General features: G+C 34.1%; 17 protein-coding genes. 13 read left to right on the top strand and 4 right to left on the bottom strand.

The window, feature by feature from the left end; translation table 11 throughout:
- The first annotated feature begins 16 nt into the window (after positions 1-16).
- Positions 17-763: a ferredoxin--NADP(+) reductase gene (fpr, locus tag LG402_RS00380; RefSeq protein WP_227336273.1), complete on the top strand. Its 747-nt coding sequence runs from the start codon at positions 17-19 to the stop codon at positions 761-763.
- A gap of 66 nt (positions 764-829) precedes the next feature.
- Here the strand turns inward: fpr and LG402_RS00375 are convergent, their stop codons facing one another.
- Entirely contained in the window at positions 830-1,261 is a 432-nt protein-coding gene (locus LG402_RS00375; protein ID WP_166539331.1) for a DUF805 domain-containing protein, read from the bottom strand.
- 97 nt (positions 1,262-1,358) lie between these two features.
- Between LG402_RS00375 and LG402_RS00370 the strand changes: the two genes are divergently transcribed.
- On the top strand, positions 1,359-1,994 hold the full coding sequence (locus LG402_RS00370; RefSeq protein ID WP_227336272.1) for a DUF1454 family protein: 636 nt from the start codon (positions 1,359-1,361) through the stop codon (positions 1,992-1,994).
- A 106-nt stretch (positions 1,995-2,100) separates the two neighbouring features.
- Positions 2,101-2,871, top strand: a complete 771-nt coding sequence (gene tpiA / locus LG402_RS00365) for a triose-phosphate isomerase (RefSeq protein WP_069366847.1) — start codon at positions 2,101-2,103, stop codon at positions 2,869-2,871.
- Positions 2,872-2,976: 105 nt separating this feature from the next.
- Here tpiA and LG402_RS00360 read toward each other — a convergent pair whose 3' ends face one another.
- Positions 2,977-3,978 carry a sulfate ABC transporter substrate-binding protein gene (locus LG402_RS00360; RefSeq protein ID WP_166539329.1) on the bottom strand — a complete coding sequence of 334 codons (1,002 nt, stop codon included), beginning with the start codon at positions 3,976-3,978 and terminating at the stop codon, positions 2,977-2,979.
- Positions 3,979-4,243: 265 nt separating this feature from the next.
- Complete coding sequence (gene pfkA, locus LG402_RS00355) at positions 4,244-5,221, bottom strand: 6-phosphofructokinase (protein WP_166539328.1); 978 nt, start codon at positions 5,219-5,221, stop codon at positions 4,244-4,246.
- A 533-nt stretch (positions 5,222-5,754) separates the two neighbouring features.
- On the opposite strand from pfkA, the gene fabG reads away from it, so the two are divergent.
- A complete protein-coding gene (gene fabG / locus LG402_RS00350) occupies positions 5,755-6,510 on the top strand; it encodes a 3-oxoacyl-ACP reductase FabG (RefSeq protein ID WP_006534171.1) in 756 nt (251 codons plus the stop codon).
- A gap of 133 nt (positions 6,511-6,643) precedes the next feature.
- Here the strand turns inward: fabG and cpxP are convergent, their stop codons facing one another.
- On the bottom strand, positions 6,644-7,207 hold the full coding sequence (gene cpxP, locus LG402_RS00345) for a cell-envelope stress modulator CpxP (protein ID WP_227336271.1): 564 nt from the start codon (positions 7,205-7,207) through the stop codon (positions 6,644-6,646).
- Between the two features lie 186 nt (positions 7,208-7,393).
- Here cpxP and cpxR point away from each other — a divergent pair, with 186 nt between their 5' ends.
- From cpxR to LG402_RS00300, 9 genes are all read left to right on the top strand, one after another.
- Entirely contained in the window at positions 7,394-8,092 is a 699-nt protein-coding gene (gene cpxR / locus LG402_RS00340) for an envelope stress response regulator transcription factor CpxR (RefSeq protein WP_109409897.1), read from the top strand.
- Between the two features lie 12 nt (positions 8,093-8,104).
- On the top strand, positions 8,105-9,484 hold the full coding sequence (cpxA, locus tag LG402_RS00335; protein WP_227336270.1) for an envelope stress sensor histidine kinase CpxA: 1,380 nt from the start codon (positions 8,105-8,107) through the stop codon (positions 9,482-9,484).
- Between the two features lie 464 nt (positions 9,485-9,948).
- On the top strand, positions 9,949-10,812 hold the full coding sequence (gene rfbA, locus LG402_RS00330) for a glucose-1-phosphate thymidylyltransferase RfbA (protein WP_227336269.1): 864 nt from the start codon (positions 9,949-9,951) through the stop codon (positions 10,810-10,812).
- A gap of 4 nt (positions 10,813-10,816) precedes the next feature.
- Entirely contained in the window at positions 10,817-12,253 is a 1,437-nt protein-coding gene (locus LG402_RS00325) for a lipopolysaccharide biosynthesis protein (protein WP_227336268.1), read from the top strand.
- On the top strand, positions 12,254-13,357 hold the full coding sequence (locus LG402_RS00320; RefSeq protein ID WP_227336267.1) for a DegT/DnrJ/EryC1/StrS family aminotransferase: 1,104 nt from the start codon (positions 12,254-12,256) through the stop codon (positions 13,355-13,357).
- A gap of 5 nt (positions 13,358-13,362) precedes the next feature.
- Entirely contained in the window at positions 13,363-14,055 is a 693-nt protein-coding gene (locus LG402_RS00315) for a WbqC family protein (RefSeq protein WP_227336266.1), read from the top strand.
- Positions 14,045-15,010 carry an NAD-dependent epimerase/dehydratase family protein gene (locus tag LG402_RS00310; RefSeq protein WP_227336265.1) on the top strand — a complete coding sequence of 322 codons (966 nt, stop codon included), beginning with the start codon at positions 14,045-14,047 and terminating at the stop codon, positions 15,008-15,010. Before LG402_RS00315 ends, LG402_RS00310 begins: the two co-directional genes overlap by 11 nt.
- 9 nt (positions 15,011-15,019) lie before the next feature.
- Complete coding sequence (locus LG402_RS00305) at positions 15,020-16,075, top strand: glycosyltransferase (RefSeq protein WP_227336264.1); 1,056 nt, start codon at positions 15,020-15,022, stop codon at positions 16,073-16,075.
- Positions 16,072-17,136, top strand: coding sequence for an EpsG family protein (locus LG402_RS00300; RefSeq protein ID WP_227336263.1), 1,065 nt, complete (start codon positions 16,072-16,074; stop codon positions 17,134-17,136). The genes LG402_RS00305 and LG402_RS00300 overlap by 4 nt, the downstream gene beginning before the upstream one ends.
- Positions 17,137-17,148: the final 12 nt, after the last annotated feature.

The following is a 17,148-nucleotide window of genomic DNA, read 5'->3' as shown; positions in this document are numbered from 1 at the left end:
TAAGGAGATAACCTCTATGGCAAATTGGGTGAATGGAAAAGTTATCCAAGTTAATCGCTGGACTGACACGTTAATAAGTCTTGTTGTAAATGCCCCTGTTGATAAATTTACAGCGGGGCAATTTGCAAAATTAGCATTAGATATTGATGGCGAACGAGTGCAACGTGCCTATTCTTATGTGAATGCGCCGAATGATCCTAACTTAGAATTTTATCTGGTGACTGTACCCGAAGGAAAATTAAGCCCTAAATTAAGTGCTCTAGAAATAGGGGATGAATTACTTGTCACCGAGCAAGCCAGTGGCTTTTTTGTATTAGAAGAAATTCCTAGTGCCAATACACTTTGGATGCTTTCTACAGGGACAGCCATAGGGCCTTTTTTATCGATTTTACAATTAGGCCAAGATCTGGATAGATTTGAAAATATCGTTCTTGTTCACGCGGTTCGATATGCTAATGACTTAAGTTATCTCCCATTAATGGAAAAACTTGTTGAGCGTTACCAAGGAAAATTACGTATTCAAACTATTGTTAGCCGTGAAAATCATATTAGCTCATTAACAGGTCGTATCCCTGCGTTAATTGAAAGTGGTGCCTTAGAAAAAACGGTGGGCTTAACCATTTCTCCAGAAGATAGCCATATTATGTTATGTGGCAATCCACAAATGGTAAGAGATACCCAACAACTATTAAAAGAACAACGAGAAATGCGTAAACACTTACGCCGCAAACCAGGACATATCACCAGCGAACAATATTGGTAATATGAAAAGAAAAATAAGGGCAATTTTCTCTTTTTGCCCTTATCTGATTTATTTTAATAAAAAGGATTAACGCCAGCGACGATAATCTACTTGCTCAGTGTGTTTACCAAAGTAATTTTCACTTTGATTGCCAATAAAAACACCACAATCAAGCAACATAATCATCCCGATAAAGGAAGGTAGAAAACGCCCTATCGCCCACTGCCAAAAAGGTTCTAAACTACTTGTATCAGCCAGCCCCAACATCACAGCGAGTAAAAGTAATAAAAGCCATATTCCTCTTTTATTTCTATCATGGAGTCTTTTAGTGAAAATCGCACACAAGGGATACAGAATAAAGAAGATCAATATCCACGTTACAATGGCAGGTAATGGATAAATCATGTCATTGATAATAAAAAGGCCTGAAAAAAGAGCGAAACAAACACCTAAACCTGCCCAGAAATCACGACGTCCAATTCGTCCTTTGAATGAAAATGCCCAATGTTGTAAGGTCATAAATTCTCAATAATTTACTTAATGTGTGAATTACACTGTCCATTTAGTATCAAATAATACAGACTAGCCAATAACAGCACTGACAAACGGAGGACAGATGATAAAAGAAAGTACACTTTCTACGTTATACCTGATAATCATAAGCATTGCTCTTTGTTTGCCAACTACTGTTTTTGCAACAGGGATATCTGTCGCACAAAAACAGCCCACTAAAGATGATATTGCCTATCTTAAACAGGATGCACCCGTTTTTGAGATAACTATTCCGGAGCTACGAACAAAATTCAACCAACAAAATCCGTTGCTATCACTTAATGAATATAAAATTATCACTAATCACGATATTGCTATTCCGCTTGTCAGAGCCGCAACTCGTATTACACCTTATATTTACTCTTCAGCGATATTAGAACGTGGCAGTGAAAAAATTAAAAGTCTGCAACTGACGCTTATTCATGCATCAGACTCACCTGAATTAGAAAAAATGAACCGTGAGATCACCACACAATACATTGTGACTTTGATCGCTCAATTTGACCCTTCAATAACGCCTACACAAATTCAAGAAGTTCTCGATTTGTTTGCATTTAAAAACCAAACTCCGGCTTATGTAAGCCATAATGTTGGTGCGATCCGCTATATTATTGCGCATGAAGGTGAACAATTAACGACCTTTGCAATTGAACCGATTAAGCTTTCTTTAAACAGCAAGATCGTTTCAGCTATTCCGTGATAAAAAACAAAGCTATTCTATTCATTGTTCTCTATACTGTTGTGTATCAACAGAATTCATGTTTATTAGCAAACTAAATTTAAACCACTCGGTTGGAGGAAAAGTTATGCGCCATCCATTAGTCATGGGTAACTGGAAACTCAACGGCAGCATTCATATGGTTCATGAATTAATTGCTGCACTACGTAAAGAAGTTAGCGGTGTTGCAGGTTGTGATGTTGCTATCGCACCACCCGCAGTTTACCTATGCCAAGCACGCCATGAAATTGGTGGAAGCCGTATTGCATTAGGTGCTCAAGATACAGGTGTTAACCTATCTGGTGCTTTTACTGGTGAAACTTCAGCAGAAATGCTGAAAAACGTTGATGTTAAATACGTTATCATTGGTCACTCTGAGCGTCGTACTTATCATAAAGAATCTGACGAGTTTATCGCTCAAAAATTCGGCGTGTTAAAAGAGTTAGGTTTAACGCCTGTATTATGTATTGGCGAAACCGAAGCAGAAAACGAAGCGGGTAAAACACAAGAAGTCTGTGCTCGCCAAATCGATGCTGTTTTAAATGCACATGGTGCAGCTGCATTTAAAGATGCGGTTATTGCTTATGAACCAATCTGGGCTATCGGTACTGGTAAATCTGCAACTCCAGCACAAGCACAAGCTGTCCATAAATTTATTCGTGATCATATCGCGAAAAAAGATGCCGCTATCGCTGAACAAGTTATCATCCAATATGGTGGCTCTGTGAACGACAAAAATGCAGCTGAACTGTTTGGTCAACCAGACATTGATGGCGCATTAGTTGGTGGTGCTTCACTGAAAGCTGATGCATTTGCCGTCATCGTGAAAGCAGCAGCACAAGCTAAAGCGAAAAAATAATTTTTATCTTTCTGGCTTACGCCTTTAATGGATAAAAAATAAAAAAAATCACCTTGCTGAATATAAAACCAGAAGGTGATTTTTTTGTTTTTGCTTTATGACACATCAACGACGACTTATTTCATCAAATACACCACCTGTCGCAAAATGTATTTTCTGTGCTGATTGCCAATCACCAAAAACCTCATCAATCGTAAATAGTTCGAGTTTTGGGAAACTGTTTTGGTATTTCTCAGCGAGCACTTTATCTCTAGGACGGTAATAGTTTTTTGCTGCAATCTCTTGTCCCTGTGGTGAGTAAAGATAATCTAAGTACGCGGTGGCAATTTCTCGTGTTCCTCGTTTATCGACAATTTTATCCACTACAGATACCGTAGGCTCTGCCAGAATAGAAACCGAAGGTGTAACAATTTCAAACTTATCAGCACCTAATTCATTAATTGCTAATAATGCCTCGTTTTCCCATGCAATCAATACATCACCAATACCTCGCTCAACAAATGTATTGGTTGCGCCTCGCGCTCCTGAGTCTAACACTTCAACTTGCTGATAAAGTGCTTTCACAAATGCTTTTGCTTTTTCGTTATCTTGATGATTAGCTTTTAACCCATATCCCCAAGCAGCAAGATAGTTCCATCTTGCACCACCTGAAGTTTTAGGGTTAGGTGTAATAATGGAAACACCTGGTTTTATCAGTGAATCCCAATCTGTTATCTGCTTAGGATTTCCTTTTCTCACCAGAAAAACAATCGTTGAAGTGTAAGGCGCAGAGTTATCGGGTAGTCGTGTTATCCATTGCTTATCGATACTTCCTCTTTGTGCGATCGCATCAATATCATAGGCAAGAGCTAATGTCACAACATCTGCCTCAATACCATTGATAACTGATGTCGCCTGCTTTCCTGATCCACCATGTGATTGGCGGATAGTGATCCTATCTCCCGTTTTCTGCTGCCAATACTGACTAAATGCTTGGTTATACTGTTGATAAAGTTCCCTTGTCGGATCATAAGAGACATTTAATAACTGAATATCTTTAGCCCATAAGCTATTAGAAAAAAGTAATGCGACTAAAGTCGTTGATAATAAACCCCATTGTTTAAACATATCTCTCCATCCCCTATCGTTAAATATTTAACTAGGCTGACAGAAAGTTTTATAACGATGAAATAACAAAAAGCCGATTGATATACACAACAGGAATATAACTATCTATACAAGGGATGTTAGGCAGTATTGATGGAGAATAAGATTATTAAATGAAATGTTTTCACTCGAGAAGCTACTCTGACACGCAGACAACATGTATCAGAGTAGTTCACGAATAAGGATAGTACTCAGAAAGGCTAGGGTATTACGATAACACTATTGATTAATAGAGTTTTTTCGCTGTTTCATACCAGTCAGCTTTAAAGACACGTTTCATATTCATGACCGCATCAATAATATCATGGTGAACCAGTTTTTCATTTTGAATACCAACACAACGACCGCCATAACCTTCTAATAGCAGTTGTACAGAATAAGCACCCATACGTGAGGCTAAAATACGATCGTAAGCAACAGGAGAGCCACCACGTTGAATATGACCTAACACTGTTGCACGTGTTTCATGTTTAGTTTCAGCTTCAATAAAACGAGCTAATTCATGTACATCACAAACGTGTTCTGTGATTGCGACGATTGCGTGGCGTTTACCACGTTCAATACCTGCTTTGATTTCCGCCAGCAGTTCATCGCGATCAAACGGTAATTCTGCCTCAGGCAGAACAACAAATTCACATCCACCTGCGATTGCCGCAGATAGAGTTAAGTCGCCACAATAACGGCCCATTACTTCTACGATAGAGATACGTTTGTGAGACGTTGAGGTATCACGTAAACGGTCAATTGCTTCAACTGCTGTTTCTAACGCCGTGAAATAACCAATGGTGTAGTCAGTACCTGCTACATCATTATCGATTGTGCCTGGTAAACCGATGCAAGGAAAACCCGCTTCCGTTAATTTTTTCGCACCTAAATAAGAACCGTCACCACCAATAACAACTAAAGCATCAAGCTCATTTTGTTTCATGTTTTCAATGGCAACAGCACGCACATTGTCTTCACGGAATTCAGGGAAACGAGCAGAACCAAGGAATGTACCACCACGGTTTATCATGTCTGACACGCTAAAACGGTCGAGTTTTTTCATGCGATTTTCGTATAGCCCCATATAGCCATCCATAATCCCATAAACCTCTAAACCTTCACTTAGTGCGGCACGAACAACGCCACGGATCGCGGCATTCATTCCGGGTGCATCACCACCACTTGTTAAAACCCCAATTCTTTTGATCCCATTGACCATGATTACCTCTGATTCTTATTCGATGTAATTATTGCAAAATTGTTGGAATAACTTTTTATTTCAATATCGGCTTATCTGGTGTTATTTTCCGATATCGCAAATGCTGAATTGATTCAACAATACCATTGTACGCATATTTTTTACCAGTTCATCATTATCGTACATTTTTTTTCATAAACTTGATGCGCATTAAACTAATCAGACAGCCTGTTTAAAGTTTAGACTAGTCTATCTCAAATGTGTTTCACTAATAAGTTAACACTTTTTATACAGACACTTTACTGCCTTTTTGCATTCACCTCAAAAAAACGCTATTTATGCTAAAAAATAGCATCGGCATATTTTGATAAATATTCAGTTTTTCTCTGGTACAGCATTCTATCTGACGTTTATCTCTCGATTTCGTGATGACATCCATTCAAAGAAAAAAATTATCTAAGGTACATTTGTGACCCACAACAAAGTTCTCTGGGTGATTTACCGCTTTTCAACCTAGACTGATACAGTAGAACTCACACTTAATAGGAGGTTTTATGTTTGATTTAACGGGTAAAATCGCTTTGGTTTCAGGTGGCGCAAAAGGCATTGGTAAAGGTATTGTCATCGCCCTAAAAAATAGTGGTGCTAAGGTGATTATTGCAGATATTGATGATGTTGCTGGCAATAAAACAAAACAAGAATTAAATGTTGAGTTTATGCACCTTGATGTCACTCATCAATCCGCCTGTGAAAAAGTGGTTGATGATGTCGTAAAAGAGTATGGCAAACTTGATATTCTTTGTTCCAATACTGGCATTTTCCCTCAAGCAACTATTAAAGAGATGACTGAAGCTGATTGGGATAAAATGCATACAGTAAACTTAAAAGGTATGTTCTTTTTAGTGAAAGCCGCACTTCGTGTCATGGAAAAACAAAAACAAGGTCGTGTGATTATCACGTCATCCATTACGGGAGCAATCACAGGCTATCCTGGTTGGAGCCACTACGGCGCAAGTAAAGCAGGACAACTTGGCTTTATGCGTAGTGCAGCATTAGAATATGCGCGTCATGGTATTACCATTAATGCTGTGATGCCGGGAAATATCCTCACTGAAGGCTTGCAAGCCCAAGGCGAAGCGTATTTAAATCAAATGAAGGCTTCTATCCCAACACATACTTTAGGTGAGCCAGAAGATATCGGCTACGCCGCCGCCTTCTTTGCCTCAAATGAAGCAAAATATATTACAGGCCAGACAATTATCGTCGATGGCGGACAGATTTTACCTGAATCTCCTGAGGCGTTGTTGTAGGTCAGGACAAAAAAAAGCCCCTCTCCAGAGGGGCTGCAAAAGACAGGGATGGTGTCTATGGCAAGGAAAAAACTTCGTTGTTGCTACTTACTCTCTAACTAGGTACTGCTGCACTACACTCTTACTTACTTCGTTACTGATTTTGTTGACCTTGTTGGTCAAAATCTGACATTTGCTGTTGGTAATTCTTTTCCAACTGCGCTTTCTGTTCTGGGGTTAATAACTGATACATCTGATTATGGACTTTCGCCATTTCAACATGGCGCTCAATTGCTTGTTTATCCATATCTTGCATTTGTGCTCTTACTGCTGCTTCATCAAATTGAGGTGCAGTAACTAATTTATGTATATTCTCATGACGTTGACGGTAGTTTCCGTTATATCTGTCTTGATGATGCTGGCGCATTAAATCGCGCATTTGGGTACGTTGTTGCTCAGTTAATGTGATTCCGTTAAACATATGAGATCCGCCATAATTGCGATCCATCATATGTCCACCGTTATTCATCATATGGCCACGTTGTCCGCGGTGACCTCTATAATCACGGTCGCCATGCATACCATAGCCATAACCGCAGTGATAATTACCATTATATTGTTGCTCAGTAGGCGGATTGGTATTTGCTGTTTCAGCTAATACCACTGTCGGAGCTGCTAAAAACATTGATGCTAATGCAACTACTGCTACTTTACGCATTGCTCTTACTCCTAAACTCGGTGATTAATACCGACCTAATTAATGCTACCTAAATATGTGTAATTCTTTGCTATGTGGATTACTATACCGTTGCGGCTGCAAACTAGCGTCAGAGCGTGTAAAAGAACGTAAAGTCATAGATTCGCGCTATTTATTATCGTATTTTTCTCTTGGAGGAATTGACGAATGCATAAAATCTTATTAGTGGATGACGATCGCGAATTAACATCGCTATTGAAAGAATTGCTTGAAATGGAAGGCTTTAATGTTGTAATCGCCTCTGATGGCGAACAAGCACTTAAACTTTTGGATGCTTCTATCGACTTGTTATTACTGGATATTATGATGCCACGTAAAAACGGGATTGAGACACTCAAAGAGTTACGCCAAAATTTCCAGACCCCTGTCATCATGTTAACGGCAAGAGGCAGTGATCTTGACCGAGTACTTGGCTTAGAGCTTGGTGCTGATGACTATTTACCAAAACCTTTTAATGATAGAGAGCTAGTTGCTCGTATCAGAGCTATTTTACGTCGTTCTAACTGGAGCGAACAAAAACAGACTGATAGCAATACATCTCCAACACTACAGGTTGATAAACTACAACTTAACCCAGGCCGACAAGAAGCGAGTTTTGATGACGAACCGCTAGAGTTAACAGGAACTGAGTTTACTTTGCTTTATCTACTTGCTCAGCATTTGGGGCAAGTCGTATCACGCGAACATCTAAGTCAAGAAGTGCTTGGTAAGCGCTTAACACCTTTTGATAGAGCGATTGATATGCATATTTCCAATTTACGCCGTAAATTACCAGAAAGAACAGATGGACAACCGTGGTTCAAAACGTTACGTGGCCGTGGTTATCTGATGGTTTCAATAACTTGATAAATATTCTTTATGATAAATAGTCTGTCAGCGCGTATTTTTGCAATATTCTGGCTGACGCTAGCATTAGTTCTGGTGCTAGTTATGATGGTTCCAAAGCTGGACTCGCGCCAGCTTACCCCTCTTTTAGAGAGTGAGTACCGTCAAGGTGTTATGCTAGAACAACATATCGAAGCGGAATTAGCTCAAGATCCCGCTAACGATCTCCTTTGGTGGCGTCGATTAATTCGCGCTATTGATAAATGGGCTCCACCTGGTCAGCGTTTAATTATCGTGACCAGTGAAGGACGCATTATCGGTGCTCAACGTAATGAGATGCAGGTTGTCAGAAACTTTATTGGTCAATCTGATAACGCCGATCACCCTAAAAAGAAAAAATATGGCCGTTCTGAGATGTTAGGGCCATTTTCAGTAAGAGATGGTGAAGATCATTACCAGCTTTATCTTGTTCGTCCATCAAGTAGCCCTCAATCTGACTTTATCAACTTATTATTTGATAAACCGTTATTGCTACTCATATTTACCATGCTTATCAGCACACCGTTATTAGTGTGGCTTTCTTGGAGCCTAGCAAAACCGGCAAGACAACTTAAAAATGCGGCTGATGATGTTGCGAAAGGTAATTTACGCCCTCACCCTGAACTAGAAACAGGCCCTCAAGAATTTTTGGCAGCAGGTACCAGCTTTAATCAGATGATAAGTGCTCTTGAACGCATGGTTGAGGCACAACAACGGTTAATTTCTGATATTTCTCACGAACTACGAACACCATTAACACGCTTACAATTAGCGAGTGCATTATTACGTCGTCGTAGTGGAGAAAGTAAAGAGCTAGAGCGTATAGAAACTGAAACTCAGCGTCTTGATGGCATGATTAATGATTTACTCGTTCTTTCACGCAATCAGTATAAAAACGAGTTATTACGCGAAACGGTAAAAGCCAACGAATTGTGGGATGACATTTTAGATAATGCCAAATTTGAGGCTGAACAGAGTAATAAAACCCTACAAGTCACAACACCTCCGGGAGCATGGCCTATTTACTGCAATCCATATTCTCTGGCTAGTGCATTTGAAAACATTGTTCGTAATGCCTTACGTTATTCAAATTCTCGCATTGAGGTTGCCTTTACTGAACAAAACCAAGGTATCACGATTATTGTTGATGATGATGGCCCGGGTGTTAGCCCAGAAGATAGAGAGCATATCTTCCGACCATTCTACCGAACAGATGAAGCAAGAGATCGTGAATCAGGGGGTACTGGCTTGGGGTTAGCTATTGTAGAAACAGCCGTAAGCCAACATCGAGGTCATGTTAAAGCTGATGATAGCCCATTAGGTGGGTTGAGGGTTGAGATTTGGTTGCCCAGAGCGGGTGCAAGTAATAAATAACCAATAACTTAGATAGAGTAATTAAACTATTGTATCAAAACATCATGCCATCTATTGAAGAATAGGTGGCATATTCTTTTTGTTAGCGCCTAACGATGTAATTCAGAATGATCTGGCTGAATCGACCGCTATTCCAGTATTTATATATCCTCAATCAATGCTAAAATACCCAGCTATCACTTGACCGTCTGGTTTGAAGAGTCTACTCTCAGTGCGGTTTTTAGCATATTGTTAAAGTATGCTTATATAATAAAGTCTTTATATTACAATAATATAGGGATTTTCCGAGATGAATTTTGGCGCTCTGGGGGCCGTAAACCCAGTGCGGTAGCTTTGTAGGAAAAACTATATCAAATTATAGTTTTTTTAATACAAAATATTTAATTAATACGAAATTAGTAAATATTTTATGTACATTTATTTTCTATAGAAGATAAATGTACATACCTTCTTAGGGTTTAAAAATGAAAGGTATTATTTTAGCTGGTGGTTCAGGGACAAGACTTTATCCAATAACAATGGGTGTATCTAAACAATTGTTACCTATTTACGATAAGCCTATGATTTATTATCCCTTATCTGTATTAATGCTTGCAGGAATTAGAGAAATACTGATTATTACAACACCTGAAGACCAAGATGGCTTTCAGCGTTTACTTAATAATGGTTCACAATTCGGTATTTCTATTCAATATGCAGTACAACCAAAACCTGAAGGATTAGCCCAAGCATTTATTATTGGTGAAAAATTTATTGGTAGTGATAGTGTCTGCTTAGTTTTAGGAGATAATATTTTTTATGGTCAAGCCTTTTCGCCAAAACTAAAGGAAGCTGCATCAAAAACTAATGGAGCAACTGTATTTGGTTATCAAGTAAAAGATCCCAAGAGATTTGGTGTTGTAGAATTTGATGAAAGTAAAAAAGTTATTTCGATAGAGGAAAAACCCTCAGTACCTAAATCTAATTATGCTGTAACTGGACTATATTTTTATGACAATGATGTCATTAGCCTAGCTAAAAAGATCAAACCATCAGAACGTGGTGAATTAGAAATAACAACATTAAATGAATTATATTTACATAAAAACAAACTAAATGTTGAAATGTTAGGAAGAGGATTTGCTTGGTTAGATACAGGAACATATGAAAGTCTACTTGAAGCAGCACAATTTGTTGAAACCATAGAAAAAAGACAAGGTTTTAAAGTAGCTTGCTTAGAAGAAATTGCATTTAATAATAAATGGATCACTAAAGCAGATATATTAAGGCAAGCACAATTAATGGCGAAAAACAGCTATGGTGAATATTTATTAACTTTAGTGAAATAGTCTAATGAATGACTTACAACAAAAAACAACTAATAGTTTAAAATGGAGTGCAATAGAAAGACTCTCAACACAAGCAGTACAACTCAGTGTTATGCTAATTTTAGGTCGAATGTTAGGACCTGTAGCATTCGGTTTAATTGGAATGCTGGCCATTTTTATAGCTATTTCTCAAACATTGGTTGACAGTGGTTTTAGTAATGCATTAATTCGTAAAAAAATAAAAACAGAATCTGACTACTCAACTACATTCTATTTTAATATATTTATATCATTTTTATGTTATACCACTCTCTACATTAGTGCACCCTACATTGCTGACTTTTACAAACAACCACAATTAGAGATTTTAACTAAAGTACAAGGGCTTATTGTTATAATTAATGCATTCTCTATGATTCAGAGAACAAAATTAATTATAAATATGAATTTTAAAACACAAGCAAAAGCATCTTTAATTAGTGTATTATTAAGTAGCATATTATCTATATTCACAGCATATTTAGGATTTGGAGTTTGGGCTTTAATTATACAAACATTAAGTTTTTCGATTCTTAATACTATATTACTCAACATTTATTCACCTTGGCTTCCTAAAAAAACCTTTTCAAAAAGATCATTTAAATATTTATTCAGCTTTGGCTCTAAGCTTTTACTTTCTAACTTAATAGATACAATCTATAATAATATTTATCAAATTATTATAGGCCGAATATTTTCGGCGTCTCAATTAGGGTTATTTTCTCAAGCAAAAAATTTATCCTATATCCCAGCTATGACTTTAACAAGTGTAATTCAAAGAGTTACATATCCTATGCTAAGTCATATAAACAATAGTAATAAAAATTTTGATTCTATATATCTTCTAACTTTAAAACTCACTGCTACTATTGTATTTCCACTACTTATGGGTTTAGCCATTATTTCACAACCATTAATATCAATTATTTTGGGTGAGAATTGGTCATATGCAGCGACATTACTTAGCATATTATGTGTCGGTTACATGTTATACCCCATTCATGCTATTAATCTAAATTTATTACAAGTTAAAGGTCGTTCAGATCTATTCCTAAAGTTAGAAATAATAAAAAAACTAATTGTTACAGCAGTGTTAATTGTTACGGTGCCTTTAGGCCTTGAGGCCATATGTATTGGTATTGTCGCACAATCTTATTTAGCTTTATTAATTAACACTTACTATACAGGAAAGTTGACATCTATAAATATAAAAAAACAATGCAAAAGTATATTTCCCATTTGGTTAATTACTATCATTTGTAGTTTATTAAGCTGGGGTTTATCCATCAACATTGAAAATATCCATGCCAAATTAATATTCATCCTGACTATAACACCTTTAATATACGTAATATCTATTCGTATTTTTCAATACGAATTATTTAACATTATTATCTCAAATCTTTTTAAGAAGAAAATTTAAATGGAAAAAATTACAGTTACAACTCCTTTATTTCCACCTTTAGATGAATTAACACCTTATTTAGAAGATATATGGAATAGAAAGTGGTTAACAAATAATGGACATTATCACCAATTGCTTGAGAAAGAATTATGTGAATATTTAGGTGTTAAATATATTAGCTTATATTCCAATGGAACATTGGCTTTAATTGCAGCACTACAAGCTCTGGAATTAACAGGTGAGGTTATTACTACACCATATAGCTTTGTAGCCACAAGCCATGCAATTGTTCTTAATAATTTAAAACCTGTATTTATCGATATTGATCCTATCACTTACAACTTAGATCCTAAAAAAATTGAAGAAGCAATAACAGATAAAACATCAGCAATCCTTCCTGTACATGTTTATGGAACTCCATGCGATAATGAAGCAATACAAAAAATTGCAGATAAATATAATCTAAAAGTTATCTATGATGCAGCACACGCTTTTGGCGTCAGAAAAGAAGGTGTATCTATATTAAATTGGGGTGATCTCTCAATATTAAGTTTTCATGCCACGAAAGCATACTCAACAATTGAAGGAGGTGCTATTATTTGTCATACCTCTGAAATGAAGAAGAAATTAGATCAGTTAAAGAATTTTGGTTATGAATCAGAAACTGAAATTCCCATGCTAGGTTCTAATGCTAAAGTTAATGAAGTTCAAGCTGCATATGGATTAGCTAGTTTGAAATATATCGACAGTGCAATCGCAGCTAGAAAATCAGCTGCAGAAATTTATAAAGAGAAATTATCTAAAATAAATGGTATCTCTTTTTTAAATATAGAAGATAATGTAAAATTGAATTATTCTTACTTTCCAATAATTATTGATGAAACTATATATGGTGAAGATAGGGACAGTTTATATTTTAGACTACGAGAAAATAACATTCTATCAAGACGATATTTTTATCCCTTAATTACCGATTTTGATTTTTATAAAAATCATGACTACAAAAAATATGATCTCAGTATATCTAAAAATATATCAGATAATGTTATTTGCTTGCCTATGCATCACGATTTATCTGTAGATGATATTAATTTTATTATTGATATAATTAAAGGTAGTTAAAGATAATGATTTTAGCTGTAATGCAACCATATCTATTTCCATACATAGGGTATTATCAGTTAGCTTATCATAGCGATATGTTTATATTTTATGATGATGTTAATTATATTAAAGGTGGCTATATTAACCGAAACAATATCTTAACAAAAAATGGACCTCAATTATTTACTCTTCCAGTAATCAAAGCATCTAGCTTTAAAAAAATAAATGAGCTTTTTTTTCAAGAGGATACTCGAAAAATTCTGGCATCCATATCTCAAGCATATTCTAAAGCTCCATATTTCGCCTCTGTTTTTCCTCTTATTGAAAATATACTGAATGAAAAGAATAGAAACGTTGCTCATATAGCATCTAAATCAGTAATTGAGGTATTAAATTATTTGGGTATTGATTTTAACCATACATATTCATCATTAGTAAATTATGATAATAGTAAAAATGCAAAAGAAAAATTAGTAGAGTTTTGCCAAATCTATAATTGTGGTAATTATGTAAATACTATAGGTGGTAAAAAACTTTATAATAAAGATGAATTCTTATCTAATAATATCAAGTTAAATTTTATATCTCCTGAAAAGATATATTATGACCAATATAATTGTAATCAGTTTGAAGAAAACTTATCTATTATTGATATATTAATGAATATCTCACCTAAAGAAGTAGTCAATATATTAGGAAATTATCATGTCGAATAAAAAAAACATATTAGTAATTGGTGCATCAGGAAGTTTAGGCTCTGGTATTTGCAGTGAATTAAGAAATAAATATTCAATCTATGGAACATATTGCAATAATAAAATTGAAAAAGAAAATATAACATATTTAAAATTAGATATTACAAAAAAGGAAAGTTTCAATTCAATCAAAGAGAAATTTTTTGATACTGTTGTTTTAATTGCGGGTGCTATGCCAGCAACTATGGAAGGTTATGACCCAGAAAGATACATTGACGTCAATATTTATGGCACGCTAAATGTATTAGAGTTTTGTAGAAAAAATAATGTAAAAAAAATCATCTATATAATGACATTTTCCGATCGATACGAGTATTTTTATTCGGGGATACCTATTCCTGCCGATGAGAAAGTTTCTTTAAATTATACCGGTGATCATTCAATTTACTCTATTTCAAAAGTGACAGCTTGTGAGTTGATTGAACACTATCATCAACAATATGAGCTACAAACAATCATTTTTAGAATTCCAACTGTATATTGCTACGATGATAAAATCAATTATTATGTAGATGGAGAATTATGTACAAAAGCTTATATAAAAATGATAAAAAATGTTATTCATGATAAAAAAATAGAGATTTGGGGAAATAAAGAAAACTCAAAAGATATGCCATACATAAAAGACTTTGCTGAATTGATATCATTGGCAATTGAAAATAATAATGCTCAAGGTATATATAATGCAGGAACTAGTGACCCAATATCTTTAGAAAATTTTGCTAATGCTATTATTAAAGTTTTTGGTAATAATAATCACATAGAAAAAATATATAAAGAAACTGAAATTTCACAACCGAATTTTACTTTTGACATGAAAAAAACATTTGAAACTTTCTCTTACAAACCAAAATACAAAATAGAAGATATTTTAGAAGATATCAAGAAAAATATTAAAAAAGATTTATTATACTGAGATTTGATAATGGAAAAATTGACTCCTCCAGATAATGAAAATGATATTAAAAGCTATTGGAAATATACTGACAAGATATATATTAGTTGTATTTGTATAACTTACAATCAAGAACGATATATCAAGGATACCATTGATAGTTTCCTTTCTCAAAAAACAGAATATAGATTTGAAGTAATTATACATGATGATTGTTCATCTGATTCAACACGCGATATTCTTCTAAAGTATAAGTCAAATTATCCAGATATCATTAAACTAATATTACAAAAAAAAAATCAATACTCTCAAGGAAAGAGAATCTTTGAGATTCCAGTAAAAATTTCGCAGGGTGAATATATTTGTTTATGTGAAGGTGATGACTATTGGATTGATGAATATAAAATCCAAAAACAAATAAAAGTATTAGAAGATAAAAAAAATTATAATATTTGCTTTACTCCGGCCAAGGGTCTACATACCAATATCTTTTCTGATGTATCATATTATGCATCAGAAATAAAGACCTTTACACTTAATGATGTCATTGAAGGTGGTGGAGATTTTATGCCAACAGCTTCTATTATGATCAGGAATGTTGTATTTAACAATATTCCTGAGTGGTGTTCTAAAGCTCCTGTGGGTGATTATTTTCTTCAAATATTAGCGTCACTAAATAATGGCGCTATTTATATACCAGAATTTACAACTGTGTATAGAATTAATTCTGTAGGATCATGGTCATCATCACAAAAAAAACAGACATCTAAAAAAATAATTAAATTTACAAATGATATGATGTTTTATATTGATAACTTATATGATGAAAATAAAAAAATTATTGATATAATAATCATTCGTAAAGCAAAGGCAATACAAGAAATAAATTCCTCATATCAGTTAATTTTTAATGGTCATTTTAATTTAGCAAAAAAAATGATTATTAGTTCATGGAAAAAAGAAAAAAATATAAATAAGAAACAAAGGATAATATATCGTTTTAGAAATTTTCTTTTTTTTATATATTTTGCAATGAAAATGAAAAAATACATGAAGGAAAACATAATACCTAGGTATAATAAATGATTACATCTATTCTATTTTATAATTTCATTTTGTCATTTAGTTTATTACTTTCTTTTATATCATTAAGAGTTAATCATAAATATTGTTCAATTATATTTAAATTTTCTGTATTTTTACTCTTGTTTACTCCATCGGCTTTAAGATTTAATATAGGTACAGATTATATAAATTATGAATTAATATATCAAAAAATACAAAATGGCGAAGATATAATAAACTTAGAATTTTTATATTATATGATAAATTTTATATTTTCCAAGCTTGGTCTTGGTTTCGAATATATTATTATCTTTACATCTTTTTTGTTTTGTTTACCTATAATAAAACTTATTGATAAAAGAACTTCGATATGGTTCTTCTTTTTTGTTATACTCCATTTATATTCCCCATCATTTAATATTATTCGCCAAGCAATTAGCTTGTCAATTTCTTGTTTTGCATTACACCAATTTTTTTATTTTAATCATAAGAAAAAATTTTTAATTTTAACCATTATTGCATCATTATTTCATATAAGTGCTCTATTTTCTTTAATCATACCACTTATATATAAAATACGAATTTCATTAATTCTAAGAATTATCATTATAAGTAGTAGTATAGTGTTGTCATCCATTTTAGCTAATTTTATTCTTAGGCCGGAATTTTTAAATGGAACTAAATATGCTTACTATTTATCTGAACAGTTTATGAATAAAACAGAGGTAGGAAGTGGCTTAGGAATAATTTTGCAACTATTTCCATATTTTGTTATTTCTCTATTAGGAAATTATATTTTTAGAAATCATATAAGTAAGAATGTATTAATTAATATATCTGTTCTCATCATATGTATGAAGTTTTTAATATTACAAATACAGATTTTTTCGCGACTTGAATATGTATTATATATTTTCTCTGCTATTATATTTACCGAACTAGCAAGAGTAGCAAAATATAATTTTTTAAATATGCTTTTATTCCTTATTTTTTTATTAACAGTAATATTAAGATTTGAGTCATCTTTGCTTAATGGTGAAAATGAAATCATACCTTATACTTCCATATTTGGAACTATATAATCATAGATTTAA

The organism is Proteus sp. NMG38-2, from assembly GCF_020640995.1.
In the GTDB taxonomy this organism is placed as follows: domain Bacteria; phylum Pseudomonadota; class Gammaproteobacteria; order Enterobacterales; family Enterobacteriaceae; genus Proteus.
Note: the sequence above shows the minus strand (reverse complement) of the source record. Positions and strands in the feature narration are given on the sequence as shown.